Origin of the sequence: Bradyrhizobium sp. 179 (assembly GCF_023073535.1) — a bacterium.
Taxonomy (GTDB): domain Bacteria; phylum Pseudomonadota; class Alphaproteobacteria; order Rhizobiales; family Xanthobacteraceae; genus Bradyrhizobium.
In genome coordinates, this window is sequence record NZ_JADPJR010000097.1 from 1 (window position 1) to 16,770 (window position 16,770).

Below are 16,770 nucleotides of genomic sequence, written 5' to 3' on the forward strand. Positions count from 1 at the left end.
GTGCTCATAGACCAGCCAGGCGAGCATCTCGGCCGAGCCATAGCCGCTGTCACCGAGCAGCCGGCTCGGATAGAGATCAAACCGCTCCAGCGAGCGCTCAATCATGCGCTTGGCGGCCAATACCTCCGCCTGCCGGATTGCCGTCGTTGCCTCAACATCGACGATGATCGCGTTCTCGATGTCGACCAGATAGTTCGTCGAATAGGCGAAAAACGCTTGGCCGCCGTGCGCGCCGGTCCAGCGCGCCGCCGGGTCGGAGGGCGATACGAACTTCGGGGTAACCTCGGTCGCAGCTCCGAAAGCGGCATCATCAAGGACAGCCAGATACTCATCGATTGCTCGGCTGGCAGCCTCCGGCGGAAGTCCCTTATCGCCTTCGATCCCCTTCTGCCGATTGGCATCGGCCTTGATTAGGCTCGCATCGACTGCAAATCCCTCACCGCCGACCACTCGTTCCTCGATGCAGCGCCGCAGCACGCTCTCGAACACGCGAGGGAAGAGGTCGCTCTGCCGGAAGCGGCCATGCCTGTTCTTGGAGAATGTCAAATGATCGGGCACCACCCCGTCCAGACCGAGCCGGCAAAACCACCGGTAGGCCAAATTGAGGTGAACCTCATCGCACAGGCGCCGTTCCGATCGGATGCCGAAGCAGTAACCGATCAGGAGCATCCGGATCATCAGTTCAGGATCGATCGAAGGTCGGCCGATGCTGCTGTAGAAAGGCGCCAGGTCCCGCCGGACCTGTTCAAGATCGACAAACCTGTCAATCAACCGCAGCAAGTGATCAGTCGGGATATGTCTTTCGAGCGAGAACTCATAGAACAACGCGGCCTGCCCCATCATGATCTTCAGTCCTGCCAATTAGACAGACTGAATCACTACTATCCTTGAGTCGCAACTACCGCCTTTAACAACAAAATCGGCCAGTAGCAGACTTGGCGGCGCTTTCATGACCGACCGACACGGCGAGCTGGCTAGCTCGCGCCTCTCTTTCCAAAAGCAAGTGAACTCGTATTCATCCGAAATGACAACGGCCTTTGTTGTCGAGCGGCTTTATCGTAGGGTTTGCCGAGATCGTATTCAACAGCTGCAAAGTTGCAGTGTGAATTCCCGATGAGCCGGTTGCGGAATGTCCTGCGCCTGCCCAGGACGCTTCGAATCACAAGGGAGGTTCGTGTGCTCGGAACCACGGAAGCAACCCAGAGGACGCACGGGGCAACGTTCGCAGCAATTGCTGTAGTTCTCACCGTGGCTGGCTGGCTCCGCTTTCACAGTCTTGGAAGCGAAAGTTTGTGGTTAGACGAAGTAGTATCATGGACGCAAGCCAAGGACGGGCTTGCCGCGTTGATACAACGCACCTCTCAGGATAATTATCCCCCTCTCAACAACCTGGCGCTTTTCGTCGCGATTAAGCTTCTGGGTACTGACGAATGGAGTATCCGCTTTCCATCGGCGATCTTCGGCCTCGCAAACATAGGTGTCCTGTATTGGTTAGGCACAATGACGCTCGGCCGAAAAGCGGCGCTAGTAGGTGCGGCTATGTTAGCCCTTTCACCGTTCAGTATAATTTATTCCCAGGAAGCAAGGATGTATTCGTTATTGGCCCTTGCCGCGACCCTTTATGCAGCTACTTGCTTTTACTATCTGCGGGCACCGTCCATGCTGCGGGGTGCCTGGATATCGCTTTCAGGACTGTCTCTGGTTTACTCGCACCCTTACGGACTACTCGACTGGGTTGTGATCGCATTGGCTTTCGCCGCGCTTTTTCTGCTGCCCATTTGGTTCTCGCGGAGGACCATCCTGGTCTGGGTGGCATCGAACACTATAGTCGCCATCGGGTTTATGCCCTGGGCATTGATACTCGCTGGGCATGCTCGGACAATTGATGCTGGCGGATTCTGGATACCGCCACTTACCACTGCTTTTTTGAGCAAAGAGCTAGGAGCCCTTGCGGGAGGAAGATTGTTTTTTGGCATCACACTGATCGGTGCAGTTGTCGGCGTGGTGGGGGCACGGCGCCGAGATTTGGCCTTCCTATGCGCCTGGGTCGTCGTCCCACTGGTAGTCGGAATTGTCGTTTCGATCCTATGGCAACCCATGTTCCTAGCACGGTACGTAATAGGCTCTCATCCGCCTCTGCTACTACTGTCCGGGTTCGGCTGGACAAAGTATGCCAAGGATTGGCGAAGTGGGATCTTTTCAATTGTGTGTGTCGCCGCCATTGCTTTGGCAAGCCTGCCCTTCTTGCGCCGACCTGTGTACGCCTACCCGAAAGACGATTGGCGCAGTGTGGCATCATTCTTGGACACGCGGATGCAACCAACGGATTGTGTGCTTGTCGTTCCAGCCTACGGAGCGATCCCGCTCCGTTACTACAAGAGGCCTCTATCCTGCGAATTGGGTGCTAAGAAGATCGGTGATCTGCCAGTTACAATGCCGGCTTCCGCTCTGTTTGGCGTATTTGGCCTTCATGATGAGCAACCCACCGAGCTGTCCCGGGTGGTTGACTTCACCGACGAACTGCGACGGCGTGGCTGGCACGAACTTTACCGAACCGATTTTCAAGGCATTCGAGTAGTTTCGTATGCGCGGTGACCCGGTGGTACCCTCTTCCCGGCCGAAGCACTTTGAGTATGAGTCGCCTATGCTCGTGACAATCTCAATCAGAAATTCCATAAACAGCTCAGGTTCCGCTCAGGATCGATTCTGTTGAAAAAGGCCGGCAGTATTTAGTTGTAATAGCTCCGCCGCGACATGGCCCGAACTGCTCAACCGCCTCTATGCGAGCCTCGGCCTGGGCATCGGGATCAGCTTGGCCATGTTTCGAAGGTTTTGGGCGGTGGCTGCGAGGATGAACTCGTCACGCGCGCCGTTTGGACCTCGTAAACGCAAACAGTCGAGCTTGAGAATGCGCTTGAGTTGCGCGAACAACATCTCGATTTTCTTGCGGAGCCGGCGCGAGGTGCCTCCCTCCCACGATGTCGCGATCTGGCGCGCCATGTCGCGAGCGCCCTCTAGATCGAGCGCGCTACTCTCCGTGAAGCCTGCCTGGGGCAACATCGAGCCTTCAATGCGCATCGATCACAATCGCGCTTGCTGGCGCAACCTGCAGGCGGCGCATGGCCCCCTCCTTGAGGGAGCCAAATGCTATGCCTGATTTTCCCGGCCGTCCCCGTTGTCCGTATTTGCACGGAGGCTGAAATCGTTGGGATGGCTAACGTGAAGCGCGCCGATTTGGTCTGCTGCCCTCGCGAAAGGTCGTGATTGAACTCGTCAAAAGAGTGCCGATTCTTCGGATATGATTCACGACGCCTCATCCAACTCGCGCAATCGCCGCATCTGCTTTTCAAGGCTCGGGGGCAACTCGGGTTTTTCTTGCAGCAATGCTCGCAGTCGCTCACCAATCTCGCGAACGATTGCGAAGCTGTGTGACCGGTCGATGTCGATGTTGCGCATGGCTTGGTCCCGCGAGCCAGGTCAAAGCGATCATTACGGACCCTGCCCATGCCTCATTCTCAAAAGGAAGAGGCCGAGACCGCCGCCTTTGGCTATCTACGCGGGTCTTGAAACAGCGGGTCCAGTGACCTTTGGCTATCCCGCGACGTGCGCCGTCTGATCGGTACGGCGAGCGGCGGTCTCAAATGTTAATGCGGGGACCGAGATGTCGTTCCCGGGACCCGGCTTCCATTCTCAAGCGGCGGATGGGATGCTTTGCGGATAGGCGTTCACTTCGATTTCGACCATGTCCTTCGATCGACGTCGAAGCCGGTAAAATGTAAATTCTTGATCCAGCATTGGGCAGTGGAAGCTAACGATCGCCGTATCCGGCAATCGGCACAGTTCATCGATGAGGTCGCCGACGGTCATGACCGGGGGATCCGCGCCTGTCCGACCTTACTCATGGCGGTACTCCTCCTTTCCCTAACCACAGCCTCAATGGTTCAGTTCCAAGCTGTGCGACGGTGGTGTGAAGGTGCTCGGCCTCAATGCTCGTTTTCGTGACCCAGGAGTCTCCGCGTCATTGGTTTGACGAAATGGGTCTTGGCCGCACGCCGGTCCGGCCTCTGCGGTAGTCGTGACTCCGGATCGATGTTTGAGCGGCTATCTCTCGGGCGCCTTCAAAGGACTTTCAAACCAGCCCCGAACAGCCGGATTTTTCATGGGATCAACTTCGTCGCAGCTGTTGCAGCGATGCCCAGCTTTCCCCGACGTTGAGGGAATAGCCTGCATCGGCTTGCCGCAGATAGGGGAGGCCCTTTGTCTTCGGTGCCCGAATGGCATTGTGTCCTTAGCCCGACAGCAATGGCACAGTAGTTCGAAAATGGTCAAGCGCGCTAACTTAGATCGGGGTTGAAGCAACGTACCAATACGGCATGAACAGCGCCCAAGTACGCGGGTAAGAATGTGATGCTGGTCAGACGCTCGGGGCTCGCCGAGCCCATGCCTATTCGCAGCGGTCGCCGGAATGAGTTCTGGTGTCGCCGACACCCCCTTTCGACGCCGTACTGGAACCGAAGGCCCACAATCCGGCGTGGGCAGAGCAGATGACCCGCAGTGTCCACACGGCGCAGGCTTAGTACCCGGATGCGAAGCGCTGATGTCCCTCTGGCTCGGAATGGAAGTGGCGCAGGCAAATTTGCTGCACTGCGAGGGCTTCCGGCTCGCGGGCTCGAGCGGTTAGGATACTTTGACTGGGCACAGAGGAAGACAATGACGCGGCGTCCAAGCGCGGGCTGCAAACCGGGTAAGGAGGCGCGCGACAAGGCGGCGACTCCCCAAGCGAAGCCAAGTGGTCGTTCGGCAACGATTGCTCAACAAAGGCGCTTAAAACGCGAGCGCGATGAAGCGCTGGAGCGGGAGAAAGCCACCGCCGAAGTGCTGCGGGTCATCAATTCATCGGCCGGCGATTTGGAGCCGGTATTCAATGCGATGGTCGAAAATGCGCTCCGGCTTTGTCAAGCCGAGTTCGGCAATTTGTTTCTCTACGATGGCAAGGAGTTCGCCACGGCCGCGCTGCATGGCGCGCCGCCGGCCTATGCTGAGGCGCGACGTCAAGGCGGAGTGGTCCTTCACCCCCATCCGGATGTTCCCTTAAACCGCGTCATCCGCACGAAAGAGGTTATTCATACTCCGGACGTCAGAAACGAACAAAGCTACATCGATCGCGATCCACGATTCTCCGAGCTAGTCGACATCGCCGGAGCGCGTACCCTTTTACTCGTACCAATGCTCAAGGATGACAAACTGATCGGTGCCTTCGCCATCTACCGCCGGGAGGTCCGGCCTTTCGGAAGCAAACAGATCGAACTGGTCCGGAATTTCTCCGCGCAAGCTGTCATTGCGATCGAGAACGCAAGGCTGCTGAAGGAATTGCACCAGCGCACGAATGATCTCAGCGAAGCCCTGCGGTACCAGACAGGCAGCGCCAACATACTCCGCGTGATCGCCTCCTCCCCCACCGATTTCGAGCCGGTCCTCAGCGCGATCGTTCAAAGTGCCTGCGAGTTCTGTGAAGCCTATGATGCCGTCGTAGTGTTGAGGGACGGCGACGAACTGCGCCTGGGCGCCCATCATGGTCCGATTCCGATGAGCCAGCAGTGCTGGTCCAACGACCGGGCGTCGATCTCGGGCCGTGCCATGGCCGATAGGCAACCGGTGCACGTCCACGACGTGCTTTCCGACGAAGGCACGGAATTTGCGATCGCTCGCGAAATGTCGCGGGTCGACGGCTGCCACACTCTCCTGGGTGCGCCGTTGCTACGTGATGGCGAAAGCATCGGCGCGATCGTGCTTCGTCGGGCGGAGGTCAATTCATTCAGTGAGAAGCAGATCGCCTTGCTGCAAACCTTCGCCGATCAGGCGGTGATCGCCATCGGCAATGTCCGCCTATTCGAGGAGGTGCAGGCGCGGACGCACGAGTTGACTGAATCGCTCGAGCAGCAGACCGCGACATCGGAAGTGCTGAGCGTCATCAGCCGATCGGCCGGCGATCTCGCGCCGGTGTTCGACGCGATGCTGAGCAAGGCTATGCAGCTCTGCAGCGCCAGCTTCGGCGTGCTCAACACCTACGATGGCGAGCAATTCCATACAGCGGCAACTTATGGCTTGCCCGCCGCTTACGATGAGTTCCGGCGCAAGCAACCCCTCAACTATGGTCCTGCCACCGCGCCCGCGCGCCTCTTGAAAGGTGAAGCGTTCATCGAAATCGCCGACCTGCTCGAGTCGGACGCCTATCGCAGCGGAGAGTCCAACCGTCGAGCGCTGGTCGACCTCGGCGGCGCACGCTGCCTACTAGCGGTGCCATTAGTCAAGGACGAGCGAGTGGTCGGCAACGTCATGATCTTCCGGCAGGAGAACCGGCGTTTTTCGAAAAAGCAGATCGCGCTACTGCAGCAATTTGCTGCCCAGGCGGTCATCGCCATCGAGAACACTAGGTTGCTCAGGGAATTGCGCGAGCGCACCGAGGATTTGAGCGAGTCGCTGCAACAGCAGACGGCGACCGCCGATGTGCTCAAAGTGATCAGTCGCTCGGCGTTCGACTTGCAGGCCGTGCTCAATACGCTGGTGGAATCGGCGGCACGACTATGCGAAGCCGATATGGCGGCGATCACCCGCAAGGCTGGCGATCTTTATTTCCGAGCGGGTTCGTACGGCTTTCCAGCCAAATTCGCCGAATATGTGAGAGACCTCCCGGTCGAACCCGACAAGCGCACGATCACGGGCCGGACTTTGCTCGGCGACAAGGTGGTCCACGTTACTGATGTGCTCGAAGACCCTGACTACTTCTTTGAAGGCCAGGAATTGAGCGGCAATCCGCGCAGCTTTCTCGGCGTACCGTTGCTGCGCGAAGGCAGCCCGGTCGGGGCCATTGTCCTCGCCCGTCGCGACGTCCGACCGTTCAGCGAAAAGCAGATCGAACTCGTTGCGAGCTTCGCCGACCAAGCAGTCATCGCGATCGAGAATGTACGCCTGTTCGACGAAGTGCAGTCCCGCACCCAAGAACTTGCCGCCTCACTCGACGACCTCCGCGCCGCGCAGGACCGGCTGATCCAGACCGAAAAGCTCGCCTCACTCGGCCAGCTCACGGCCGGCATCGCGCACGAGATCAAGAACCCGCTCAATTTCGTTAACAATTTCGCTGCACTCTCATCGGAACTGACGGGCGAGCTCAATGACATTCTGAAGTCCGCCAGTCTCACCAGAAATATCCGCGACGAAGTCGATGAACTGACGGGCCTCTTGAAGGACAATCTGCAGAAGGTGGTTCAGCACGGCAGGCGCGCAGATTCCATCGTCAAGAACATGCTACTGCATTCGCGCGAAGGCAGCGGCGACCACCGGCCGACCGACGTGAACACCCTGGTCGAAGAGAGCCTCAACCTCGCTTATCACGGTACCCGCGCCGAGAAGCCACAGTTCAACGTCACGCTGAAATGCGAGCTCGATCCCGCGGTCGGCATGGTCGAAGCATTTCCACAAGAGATCTCGCGCGTCCTCCTGAATGTGCTCAACAACGGCTTTTACGCGTTGACCAGGCGACAGGCAGAAGCAGGCGGCGAGGCCTTTGAGCCGGTTCTCACCGCTGCCACTAGGAATCTCGGGAAGACGATCGAAATCCGAATCCGAGACAACGGTACCGGCATCCCACCTGAGGTCCTAGAAAAGATCTTCAATCCTTTCTTCACCACTAAACCGACCGGGGAAGGAACAGGACTCGGCCTCTCGATGGCTCATGACATCATTGTAAAACAGCACGGCGGCAGGATTGACGTTCAGACCAAGCTCGGCGAGTTCACCGAGTTCGTCATTAACCTGCCGCGCGCCAAGGGCACGCCCTCCTAAGCCGAAGCGCGGAATGACTGCTTATGGGCCTATAGTCTACCGCGGCTACTGCTCTGGCAGCGCGCCCGATCGCGCCTTCGGCATTTCGGCTGCCGGACATGGCGACGGGACCGCAGGATGGCCGGATGGCGGCGAGTTCGACGTGATCCTGGTTTCGTCCGCCGGCGCGCAGACGCCCGCGGCTCTAAAGACCCAACTAGCTCCATCGGGACGACTTCTCGGCCAGCTGCCGTAGCGCCGCGCCGGGCGGTCCCGGTCGAAGGCGCCGTCTGACCGATTCCCGGGGGGAGGCCGCGACGAGGACGCCGTCGGCGCGGATGGCCAGTCCTTCAGCGGCATCAACGCGAGTTTGAACGAGCTAGGGCATCTTGCCGGTGAGCGGGTCCCGCTGCGCTCGACCGGCCGAGTGGCTCCGGCGCGAGACGTGGCGGCTCGGCTCCGGCTCGCCGCGCCGTACGGACCGATGGGCGGCCGACAGCAGCGTCAGCAGAAGCGCGCGATTGGATGGTACCTCGCGGCCCGCCTCCTGCTCTCAGCCCCCTGCATGACCACCTCGCCGTCAGTCGTGCACACGTACCATTTCCAGATGCGGCCACGCTTCTTGAGATGGGTCTCGAAAATGGGCAGCTGGTCGGGCATTGCCACCGTAGGATCGGCCAAAGGGACTTCCATTTGTGCTCTGTCTTCCCTCCGCGTGGCAGGTTCAAGCGCGGGAGGATCAAACCGATTGAAAGCCCAATCGATTAAAGCTACCTTCACACGCGTCGGAGCCGACGTGCCTCGCGTAGGCACTGCGAGTGAGCGGCAGCATCGAAGCCGCCCCAGCCCCGCCTTCAGCTACCAATAACCAGACCTCGTGCGGGAGCGCGTTGCTCCGCGTGGGGCAAGCCGAGATGTGCTCACGTCGCCCGTCCCTAGCAGGCTCGCTCTCTTCATCGACGGCGCCAACCTGCATGCCACTTCGAAGACCCTGGGCTTCGACATCGACTACAAGCGGCTGCTGATCGAATTCCAGAGCCGCGGGCCGCTCGTTCGGGCGTTCTACTACACCGCAATCATCGAGGATCAGGAGTTCTCCTCGCTCCGGCCTCTGGTCGACTGGCTGGACTACAATGGAGTCCGCGGAGAGATGCTCAATTCCGACAAATGAATTCTGGACGGCGCCGGTGCGGATGAGCTCGTCCAATTTAACCTGGATCGCCGCGCTGTCCCGGTTTTGCGAATTCTGGATCAGAAAGACCATCAGAAACGTGACGATGGTCGTGCCAGTGTTGATGACGAGTTGCCAGGTGTCAGAGACACTTGAACAGAGGTCCGGCGAACGCCCAAATGACGATCACCAAGCAAGCCAATAAAAACGTGGATGCGCGGCCGGCTGCCTGCGAGGCTTTGTTGGCAATGGACGCGAAGAATCGCGGGGTCGTCTCGCGGTGATGCTCATTTTGTTGCATATTGTTCTCCGTTCGTGTCTTCCTTGGGCCGGGTCGAGTTTGGCATACTTCCCACGGCACAAGTCCGGTCAGGGAGCCATGACTAAGTTCCCGTGATTCTTTGCTGTTGAGAGTAGGCTCGCCAGGTTCCAACAAAGATCGTGTGACAGCACCGCGTTCGGACGATCAGGGACGGGGCATCGCTGCCGCCACCCATCGCTCGGGTCCCGATGCTCGGCCGACGGTCACAGCCCCAAGCTTGGTGACTACGTCCGAGCATATGCGCTGCCCCGGCAACGCTTGAGCCTGGAGATCTGAGCGGGTGGTAGGGCTCAGGAGTTGCAGGTATCCGAGACAAGCAGTGCGCTGATCGGACTCTTTAAAGTTTACGCCCTGAAAGGCAGTTCAGCGGTTCTGGTTTCGCATCCACACCGGACATTGCGCGGATACGTGTGTCATCTCCTCGTTCCGACGGGCAAACATCGACGCTGTTGCTGAGCCCCGGCGCTTGGATCAACGGACGTCTCGCTGCGGGTTAGCTTCCGGATATGGTGGACCGAAGTCACTCTCTTCTTCTCTGCTCTTCTCTGCGCTCTTCGATTTTCTGGTCTAATTTGCGGTTGAGGTCACGGATTCTGTCCGCTCGCGTCACCTGCTCCGACTTCTCTCGCCGCGATGCGATCGTTCCCATGCTGAACTCTCCTGCTCGGGGGCCTCTGACGGTGGGCTTCTCACGAACAGCGCCAGCACCAACGCGACTTCTTCCTTCGAACCGACCTGGATCATGATTGTCTCCTTTTCGCAGGGTTGGTCAGAGGCGACGGCTGTGGAGTTCAGGACAATCGGGTTTGAGCATTGTTTCAGGCGCGTTTCGTCGGGGGCGCCGCCTGGCCACGCGACTTGTGTGCACAATTGAACACCGCAATGCGCGAAGCCGCCGGGCGCCGTCTGCACCCGGCATAGACTAATGCGGCAAGCTCCTGTTCACCCTTCCGACAGATAGGTGAACGGCCACCCGCCACGACTTTCACGTCGCATTCATTGTGCCTGTCCTAAACCGCCGGCCGACGAAACGGCACGTAGGTAGGACGATGTCCTTTGACCCGATGGCCGCTGCGGTCGACTGGCTTGATGCCTACCGCGCCGGCGATATTGAGACCATCCTGGGAATGTATGCCGATGACGCGGTGATTCACTGCGGCTGCGGCGGCATGAAGACGTGCTCCGGCAAGGATGGCCGACGCGCCTATTGGCGCGATCGTCTGCGGGACTATCCCGCCACAAGCCTGAACGACCTCAAGCCGTCGGGAGATACGACGGTCATTTCATATATCGCGAGCGGCGGCGTCGTCAGCGCAAGCCTGAGCTTCAACGCGCAGGGGCAGATCGCCTCGCACGTTTGCGGTCCTTCGAACTAAGGCCGTACTCATGAAAGCACCGTCGGCTCCTTGGTAAGTGATCGCCGTCGCCATGCGATCCTCCGCCTCCGTCAGCCCTCGCGCCATTCCGATGGTCTCGCCGATGCGCTCTGCAAGCGCTAAATAGAGGGGCCGCGCCGATGTAGCGCGGCCCCACGTCAACGCTGCGGAGTTTCTAAATCCCGTTTGGCGTACAGGCCATTAGCAACTTGGCCGTCTCAAGAAGATTTGTTCCGTTCACGCGTGAAGCTTTTGGAAGCACGAAGACCACATCTTCGTCAGTTTCCATCGTGTATCCACTATCGTGCTCGTCTTCCGAGATTATTACGGCCCGCATTAAACCGTATCCCGGTGCCGCTGCATTGATTGCCGCTGTGGCTTGCGCGACGGCATCTGCCGTGGCCATTCCTTTGTTCGGTCCGGCCGTGGTACGGTCCAGTATCTTGTCGAGGCTTGGATCGCCTTGCCATGCATTGACGATCACTTGCGCAATGCCGGGAACAGCACTTGCCGGCATCGCAAATTCCGGGACCGTCATCTCTCCGCCACCCTTCTTCTTTTTGATACCACCTGGTGCCGTTGGTGCCATTGTTAGGCCCTCCCTGATGAAAGCTGCCACGGCACCTGACCGCCTGGCCAGGTGCCTGGCATCATCTCACACCTGAGCCCGGAGAACCGCAAGGCCCAGCGAGGCGCGCCCCATTCACCAACTCCGCTTTGGGCAAAGCCTTATGTTCGGTGTGGCCCATCGGCGGCGTTCAACGATGTCGGCCGTTTGTGCCGCTGTCGAGGGATGAGCGGACATCATCTGGAGCGCTCAAGCTCAACGCATGATTTGTGAGTAGATGTCTAGCTGCGCTCACTTGCCGCGCTTGAGGCGCAGCGCAATGCCGTGCTGCCAGGCGCGTATCCTGACGGCCGCTTCACTGCGATTGAGCTCTTTCGCAATCTCGTCCGGTTGCCGGCCCGCTTCAGCCATGCCCTTTAATTGCTCATGCTCTTCCACTGTCCATTCTTCAACAACGGATAGCGGGATTGCATAGGTCGCCTTGGAGAGTCGAAGCGTTCGAGAAGGGCAACTTCCCTACCCAAGTTCCTACATCACTCCGTTCGAGCGCACGCAGGTGGTCCAGCAGCTCGGCCTCCAGCTCACGGATATGCTCGGCCGTGGGCCCGCTCGGAAAATCACGCGAGAGCTTCCGGCAGCGCTCCAGCAGTTCCTGAAGAATCCGCTTGTCTCTGTCTCGGTCCATGCTGACCTTGATTCAACAGAGCACAGACGGCTTCAAGGGAATGTCCAAAAGTGCACGCCGCCATGGGGCGCAATTGAACAGCGGTCGCGTGTTGAAGTGGCGGCCGGATCGAAAGGTCGGCCAACGGGACAAAGTGGCAGAAGTTCCTAACTTCAGCGCCTTCCCAAGCTCGGTCGCAGCAAGATCGTGCTGCGGCACTCCGTGCCTTCGATCGCAGGCAACCAATTCGAAGCTCGCTTGTTGTCGCCGGCACAATCCATAGCAGGAGACAAAACATGTCACGTCTGACTTTGCTGGCCGCAACCTTGTTGCTGCTCGCATCTGCGCCCGCGGGCGCCCAGCCCGCGCAAAGCGGACCGGGCAACAATGCCGTCAACAGCTCCGACCAGAACAATTCGAACGCGCCGGTCGCCGGCCGCAACAGCTTCACCGAGGGACAGGCGAAGTCGCGGATCGAGAACGCGGGATATTCCAACGTCTCCGGCCTGCAGAAGGACAACGAAGGCGTCTGGCGAGGCAAGGCCGATAAGGCCGGCACCAAGACCGATGTCAGCGTTGACTTCCAAGGCAACGTCAATCCCGCGAAGTAAGGAGGAAACAGCATGACCATCACCATTTCTCGTCTCTACGACAATTATTCCGATGCCGAGCAGGCCGTCACCCGGCTCCAGAGCGCCGGCGTGCCGCACTCCGACATCAGCATCGTCGCCAACAATTCCGACAATTGGTACGGCTCATCGCGCGGCAAGATCGATCGTGACCGCGACGGCGTCGACGATCGCGCCGAAGGCGCCGGCACGGGTGCCGGCATTGGCGCCGGCCTCGGCGGCGCAGCAGGCCTTCTCGCCGGTCTCGGCCTGCTCGCCATTCCCGGTCTCGGACCGGTCGTGGCTGCGGGATGGCTCGCCTCCACGGCTGCCGGCGCGGCCGCGGGCGAGGCCACGGGCGGCATCGTCGGCGCACTGACCCAAGCAGGCATCTCCAAGGAAGACGCCTCGCGCTACGCTGAAGGCGTCCGCCGCGGCGGCACGCTCGTCTCAGCGAGGGTCCCTGACCAGGATCGCGCACGGCTCGATGCGCTTCTCCATGACAGATCCGTCAACCTTCAGGAGCGCAGCTCTGCCTGGCAGAAAGCCGGATGGACCGACTTCGATGCCGCAAGCCCGCCTCTCGCTCCCGACGACATCCGCCGCGAGCGCGAGCTTTACGGCATGGGTGGGCGGCGATAGGTCCCGGCCGACCCGACAAGACAAAGGCCCCGCGCTGGTGGGGCCTTTTTTTGTTGGTGGAGCGGGTCTGCCTTACCGAAGCCGCGTCGGGAAAAACAGGAACCACGTGTCAAACTTTATCTAAAAGGCGCCGAATCGGTTTCGGCGAAATGAAAGCTTTTCGCGCCATGCTGGGCATGTCGATTTGCTCTCGTTGAAGAACGCAAACGGGACCGCTTTGGAGACACCACCGATGTACTTCGTCGCCGCTGCATTGCTGGGGCTGTCGGGACTGTTCTACTCCGCCAGCCGTCATGAGCTCGGCCAGTTCGGAGCAGACGTGTGCCGCTATGGCGGCGCGTTCTGCGACAATCCGGTGGTCCTCTTCACGGGCGCAGCGCTCGCCGCCGCCTGGGGCATGTTCGTTAGCGTCAAGTAGCATCGCGCTGGCCGAAAGACGATCTTGCGAAGCCGGCGAGGATCTAGATCGACGGCTCTTGCGATGGTCCGTTTCTAACACTGTTTTGCCCGACGATCAATCGAAATTCGCCTTATCCGAAGTGGCGGCCGGGAGCTCCACTGGGGAACTTCTGTTCCCCCATTAGCATTTGCTATGAAGTTCTCATAGCAAGGGCCTTCCTTCATGCGCGACAGCGCTCACGCTTCCAAGACGTCCGCGCCGTCGCTTTTGAAAAGGCTGGGGCCCGGTCTGATCACCGGCGCGGCCGACGACGATCCGTCGGGCATCGCCACCTACTCGCAAGCCGGCGCGCAATTCGGTTTCGCGCTGCTCTGGACGGTGTTTCTGACCACCCCGTTCATGATCGCCATTCAACTCGTCAGCGCCCGGATCGGCCGGGTCACCGGCAAGGGGCTCGCCGCCAACGTCATGCGGCTCGCGCCTCGCTGGGCGGTGCTCGCGCTCGTGTCCATGCTCGTCGTCGCGAACACGTTCAACATCGCGGCCGACATTGCCGCGATGGCGGAGGCGCTTGGGCTCGTGATCGGCGGGCTCCAGCACGAACATGCGCTGATCTTCGCCGCCGGCTCGACCCTGCTCCAGATCTTCCTGCCCTATCGCCGCTATTCGCCGGTGCTGAAATTCCTCACTCTTGCGCTGTTCGCCTATGTCGCCACCGCTTTCACCGTGCAGATTCCGTGGAGCACGGCGCTGCTCGCCGCAGTGTGGCCCAAGGCGAATGTCAGCGCCGACTATTTCCTGATGGTCGTCGCCGTGCTCGGCACCACCATCAGCCCTTACCTGTTCTTCTGGCAGGCCTCGCAGGAGGTCGAGGAGATGAACCAGGGCAAGCGCGACAAGCCGCTGCGCGATGTTCCGAGCGGCGGCAATCCGGAGCTCGCGCGCATCAGGGCCGACACTATCTCCGGCATGTTGCTGTCCAACGGCATCGCCTTCTTCATCATCCTGACCACCGCATCGGTGCTGAATGCCAACGGCGTGACCAAGATCAATTCGGCGACGGAGGCCGCCGAAGCGCTGCGGCCCCTCGCCGGCGACTTCACCTTCGCGCTGTTCGCGCTCGGCATCATCGGCACGGGTCTCTTGGCCATCCCGGTGCTGGCGGGCTCGGCGGCTTACGGCGTCGCCGAGATCTTCGGCTGGCACGCCACGCTGGAGGCGAAACCTGAGAAAGCAGTCGGCTTCTATACGATCATTGCGGCAGCAACCATCATCGGCTTCGGCCTCGGCTTCACGGGAATCGACTCGATACACATGCTGGTGTGGAGCGCGGTGCTCAACGGTATCGTCGCCGTCCCCATCATGACGATGATGATGCTGATCGTCTCGAGTCGCGCCATCATGGGCCACTTCAGGGCCCGCTCATGGCTGATCGCGCTGGGCTGGCTCGGCACTGCACTGATGGCGCTCGCCGTCCTCGCTCTGCTCGGCTCGTCCGTGATCGGCTGATGAGAAACGAAACGAGTCGGAAGGGCCTCCCGGCCGCGCACCCATGCCGGAGATCAACGTCGATAGGCTACGGTATGACGGGATTAACGGTTGGCGACGTCTTCGGCCCCGGCCGGGCCGGCTCTATCGGCGATTTCGGTTCGGTCGGAAGCACGGCGGCCCCTGCGGCGCGCGCAGCTTCCCCCGTCGTCGCATACATAGCGACGTGGGCCGGCTGGGTCTTAGCGCGGTTCCAAGGTCCGTGGTCGACGATCAGCATCGCTGCAATCGTCACGCCGGCCACGATCAGCGCGATCACGCCGGGATGACGAAGTGCCGTAGAGATGGAACTCGCGAAACGATCAGCCGTCATCAGAAGCGTCCGCAATTATCCTATTGCAGGTTAATTCAATTGCGTGCCCCCGGTTCCGCTCCGGCTTCGGTAAGGTCCCGGCGAAGGCGGGAACAGCCCGTCATGCTTTACCGATTCACTCGCCCGGCGCGATGGCATTGCTCGGGGTCGGCCGGTCCGCGATCTGCTGACCGAACAGACTGCCGATCAGCTCGACCGCTGTGCGTGCCGTCCGGCCACGTTCGTCCAAGAAGGGATTGAGTTCGACGATGTCGACCGATCCCACAACGCCGGAATCATGCAGCAGCTCCATGATAAGATGGGCCTCGCGATAGGTGGCGCCGCCGGGCACGGTGGTGCCGACGCCTGGCGCCACGCAAGGGTCGAGAAAATCGACATCGAAGCTGACATGCAACACGCCATTGCTTGCCTTGACCCGCTCGATGACGCGCCGGATCAAGACAGCGACGCCGAATTCGTCGATCTGCCGCATGTCGACAACCCTGATCCGGCGCGCGCGCATCAAGTCCTTCTCGAGCTTGTCGATCGAACGCGCGCCGAACAGATCTAGCCTCTCAGGGGTGATCGAAGCGCGGGGATCGTCACCCAACAGTCCGTCGAGGCCGGGCTCCCCGCACAGGAACGCGGCCGACATACCGTGCATATTGGCCGTGATCGTCGTTTCCGGCGTGTTGTAGTCGGCATGGGCATCGAGCCAGAGCACAAACAGGTCGCGGCCGCGCTCCTTCCAATGACGCGCCATCGCATTGACCGAGCCCATCGACAGCGTGTGATCGCCGCCGAGGAAGATCGGCACTGCGCCGCTTTTCGCGATCTCATAGCCTCTGAGACTCAGCACGCGCGTCCAGCGCTGGATTTCCCGGTAATGATTGGCTTTCTCGGGCGGCCTGTCGGCGAGGTCACGGACCTCGGCCACGGAAAGATCGCCGTAGTCGACGACCTCAAAATCGAGGCTATCGAGCAGTGTCGCAAGGCCTGCGGTGCGCAGCGCAGCAGGGCCCATCAAGGTGCCGCGCTGCGAAGCTCCCATATCGATGGGAGCGCCGAGCAAGGCGATGCGCCGGGTTCGACCCGTCGCGGTCCGATCGGTCACGGCAATCTCCTGATATCAGCAGGGCTACCGCCAGCCTAACAGAGATTCGCATCCGTCGTTTCCCGGGGGGCCGCCGTGAGCCTATTGTCCCGGAACAAAATCCCGCGCGCTGAATTGCCCATTCCAGGGCCGGCACCCGCCGTAAAGCCACGGCGCCTGTCGCGGATAGCCAAAGGTCGTCAGACCCGCTGTTCAAAACGAGCGCTCGCGCGGATAGCCAAAGGTGCCGGCCTCCATCATCGGG

Annotated in this window: 15 protein-coding genes and 3 pseudogenes; 9 read left to right on the top strand and 9 right to left on the bottom strand. The window is 60.3% G+C overall.

Annotated features, from left to right (window positions below):
* A partial coding sequence (locus IVB12_RS21915; RefSeq protein ID WP_247301763.1) for a transposase occupies nucleotides 1-843 on the bottom strand: 843 nt, incomplete at its 3' end.
* 447 nt (nucleotides 844-1,290) lie between these two features.
* Here IVB12_RS21915 and IVB12_RS21920 point away from each other — a divergent pair.
* The gene (locus IVB12_RS21920; protein ID WP_247301766.1) at nucleotides 1,291-2,595 is read left to right on the top strand and encodes a glycosyltransferase family 39 protein; all 1,305 of its coding nucleotides are present in this window, start codon (nucleotides 1,291-1,293) and stop codon (nucleotides 2,593-2,595) included.
* A 183-nt stretch (nucleotides 2,596-2,778) separates the two neighbouring features.
* Here IVB12_RS21920 and IVB12_RS21925 read toward each other — a convergent pair.
* The 3 genes and pseudogenes from IVB12_RS21925 to IVB12_RS21935 all read right to left on the bottom strand — a co-directional run.
* Nucleotides 2,779-3,101, bottom strand: a pseudogene (locus IVB12_RS21925) (transposase); the annotation flags it as partial.
* Between the two features lie 202 nt (nucleotides 3,102-3,303).
* Complete coding sequence (locus tag IVB12_RS21930) at nucleotides 3,304-3,456, bottom strand: hypothetical protein (protein WP_247301768.1); 153 nt, start codon at nucleotides 3,454-3,456, stop codon at nucleotides 3,304-3,306.
* Between the two features lie 234 nt (nucleotides 3,457-3,690).
* A complete protein-coding gene (locus IVB12_RS21935) occupies nucleotides 3,691-3,867 on the bottom strand; it encodes a hypothetical protein (protein ID WP_247301772.1) in 177 nt (58 codons plus the stop codon).
* A gap of 843 nt (nucleotides 3,868-4,710) precedes the next feature.
* On the opposite strand from IVB12_RS21935, the gene IVB12_RS21940 reads away from it, so the two are divergent.
* The 3 genes and pseudogenes from IVB12_RS21940 to IVB12_RS21950 form a co-directional block, all read left to right on the top strand.
* Entirely contained in the window at nucleotides 4,711-7,842 is a 3,132-nt protein-coding gene (locus IVB12_RS21940) for a GAF domain-containing protein (protein WP_247301788.1), read from the top strand.
* A gap of 13 nt (nucleotides 7,843-7,855) precedes the next feature.
* Nucleotides 7,856-8,077, top strand: a complete 222-nt coding sequence (locus IVB12_RS21945) for a hypothetical protein (RefSeq protein WP_247301790.1) — start codon at nucleotides 7,856-7,858, stop codon at nucleotides 8,075-8,077.
* A 660-nt stretch (nucleotides 8,078-8,737) separates the two neighbouring features.
* Nucleotides 8,738-8,989 (top strand): annotated as a pseudogene (locus IVB12_RS21950) (NYN domain-containing protein); the annotation flags it as partial.
* Here IVB12_RS21950 and IVB12_RS21955 read toward each other — a convergent pair.
* Nucleotides 8,966-9,293, bottom strand: a pseudogene (locus tag IVB12_RS21955) (low affinity iron permease family protein); the annotation flags it as partial. The pseudogenes IVB12_RS21950 and IVB12_RS21955 sit on opposite strands and share 24 nt — an antisense overlap.
* Nucleotides 9,294-10,363: 1,070 nt before the next feature.
* Between IVB12_RS21955 and IVB12_RS21960 the strand changes: the two are divergent.
* Entirely contained in the window at nucleotides 10,364-10,690 is a 327-nt protein-coding gene (locus tag IVB12_RS21960; protein WP_247301792.1) for a nuclear transport factor 2 family protein, read from the top strand.
* A gap of 175 nt (nucleotides 10,691-10,865) precedes the next feature.
* Here the strand turns inward: IVB12_RS21960 and IVB12_RS21965 are convergent, their stop codons facing one another.
* The gene (locus IVB12_RS21965; protein WP_247301795.1) at nucleotides 10,866-11,279 is read right to left on the bottom strand and encodes a hypothetical protein; all 414 of its coding nucleotides are present in this window, start codon (nucleotides 11,277-11,279) and stop codon (nucleotides 10,866-10,868) included.
* 270 nt (nucleotides 11,280-11,549) lie between these two features.
* Complete coding sequence (locus IVB12_RS21970) at nucleotides 11,550-11,696, bottom strand: hypothetical protein (RefSeq protein WP_247301798.1); 147 nt, start codon at nucleotides 11,694-11,696, stop codon at nucleotides 11,550-11,552.
* Between the two features lie 522 nt (nucleotides 11,697-12,218).
* On the opposite strand from IVB12_RS21970, the gene IVB12_RS21975 reads away from it, so the two are divergent.
* The 4 genes from IVB12_RS21975 (at nucleotide 12,219) to IVB12_RS21990 (ending at nucleotide 15,081) form a co-directional block, all read left to right on the top strand.
* The gene (locus IVB12_RS21975) at nucleotides 12,219-12,533 is read left to right on the top strand and encodes a hypothetical protein (protein ID WP_247280577.1); all 315 of its coding nucleotides are present in this window, start codon (nucleotides 12,219-12,221) and stop codon (nucleotides 12,531-12,533) included.
* Between the two features lie 12 nt (nucleotides 12,534-12,545).
* Nucleotides 12,546-13,172, top strand: a complete 627-nt coding sequence (locus tag IVB12_RS21980) for a hypothetical protein (protein WP_247301801.1) — start codon at nucleotides 12,546-12,548, stop codon at nucleotides 13,170-13,172.
* Between the two features lie 232 nt (nucleotides 13,173-13,404).
* A complete protein-coding gene (locus IVB12_RS21985) occupies nucleotides 13,405-13,590 on the top strand; it encodes a hypothetical protein (RefSeq protein WP_247301804.1) in 186 nt (61 codons plus the stop codon).
* Nucleotides 13,591-13,794: 204 nt separating this feature from the next.
* Complete coding sequence (locus tag IVB12_RS21990) at nucleotides 13,795-15,081, top strand: divalent metal cation transporter (RefSeq protein ID WP_247280574.1); 1,287 nt, start codon at nucleotides 13,795-13,797, stop codon at nucleotides 15,079-15,081.
* A gap of 67 nt (nucleotides 15,082-15,148) precedes the next feature.
* Here IVB12_RS21990 and IVB12_RS21995 read toward each other — a convergent pair whose 3' ends face one another.
* Together IVB12_RS21995 and rocF are read right to left on the bottom strand one after the other, a co-directional pair.
* Nucleotides 15,149-15,433 carry a hypothetical protein gene (locus tag IVB12_RS21995; protein WP_247301807.1) on the bottom strand — a complete coding sequence of 95 codons (285 nt, stop codon included), beginning with the start codon at nucleotides 15,431-15,433 and terminating at the stop codon, nucleotides 15,149-15,151.
* A gap of 115 nt (nucleotides 15,434-15,548) precedes the next feature.
* Complete coding sequence (gene rocF / locus IVB12_RS22000) at nucleotides 15,549-16,526, bottom strand: arginase (RefSeq protein WP_247301809.1); 978 nt, start codon at nucleotides 16,524-16,526, stop codon at nucleotides 15,549-15,551.
* Nucleotides 16,527-16,770: the final 244 nt, after the last annotated feature.

Bases quoted from the DNA above. Each gene is read 5' to 3' on its own strand.
- IVB12_RS21930 (WP_247301768.1), bottom strand. From the start codon at position 3,456: ATGCGCAACATCGACATCGACCGGTCACACAGCTTCGCAATCGTTCGC.
- IVB12_RS21935 (WP_247301772.1), bottom strand. From the start codon at position 3,867: ATGACCGTCGGCGACCTCATCGATGAACTGTGCCGATTGCCGGATACG.
- IVB12_RS21940 (WP_247301788.1), top strand. From the start codon at position 4,711: ATGACGCGGCGTCCAAGCGCGGGCTGCAAACCGGGTAAGGAGGCGCGC.
- IVB12_RS21945 (WP_247301790.1), top strand. From the start codon at position 7,856: ATGACTGCTTATGGGCCTATAGTCTACCGCGGCTACTGCTCTGGCAGC.
- IVB12_RS21960 (WP_247301792.1), top strand. From the start codon at position 10,364: ATGTCCTTTGACCCGATGGCCGCTGCGGTCGACTGGCTTGATGCCTAC.
- IVB12_RS21965 (WP_247301795.1), bottom strand. From the start codon at position 11,279: ATGGCACCAACGGCACCAGGTGGTATCAAAAAGAAGAAGGGTGGCGGA.
- IVB12_RS21975 (WP_247280577.1), top strand. From the start codon at position 12,219: ATGTCACGTCTGACTTTGCTGGCCGCAACCTTGTTGCTGCTCGCATCT.
- IVB12_RS21980 (WP_247301801.1), top strand. From the start codon at position 12,546: ATGACCATCACCATTTCTCGTCTCTACGACAATTATTCCGATGCCGAG.
- IVB12_RS21985 (WP_247301804.1), top strand. From the start codon at position 13,405: ATGTACTTCGTCGCCGCTGCATTGCTGGGGCTGTCGGGACTGTTCTAC.
- IVB12_RS21990 (WP_247280574.1), top strand. From the start codon at position 13,795: ATGCGCGACAGCGCTCACGCTTCCAAGACGTCCGCGCCGTCGCTTTTG.
- IVB12_RS21995 (WP_247301807.1), bottom strand. From the start codon at position 15,433: ATGACGGCTGATCGTTTCGCGAGTTCCATCTCTACGGCACTTCGTCAT.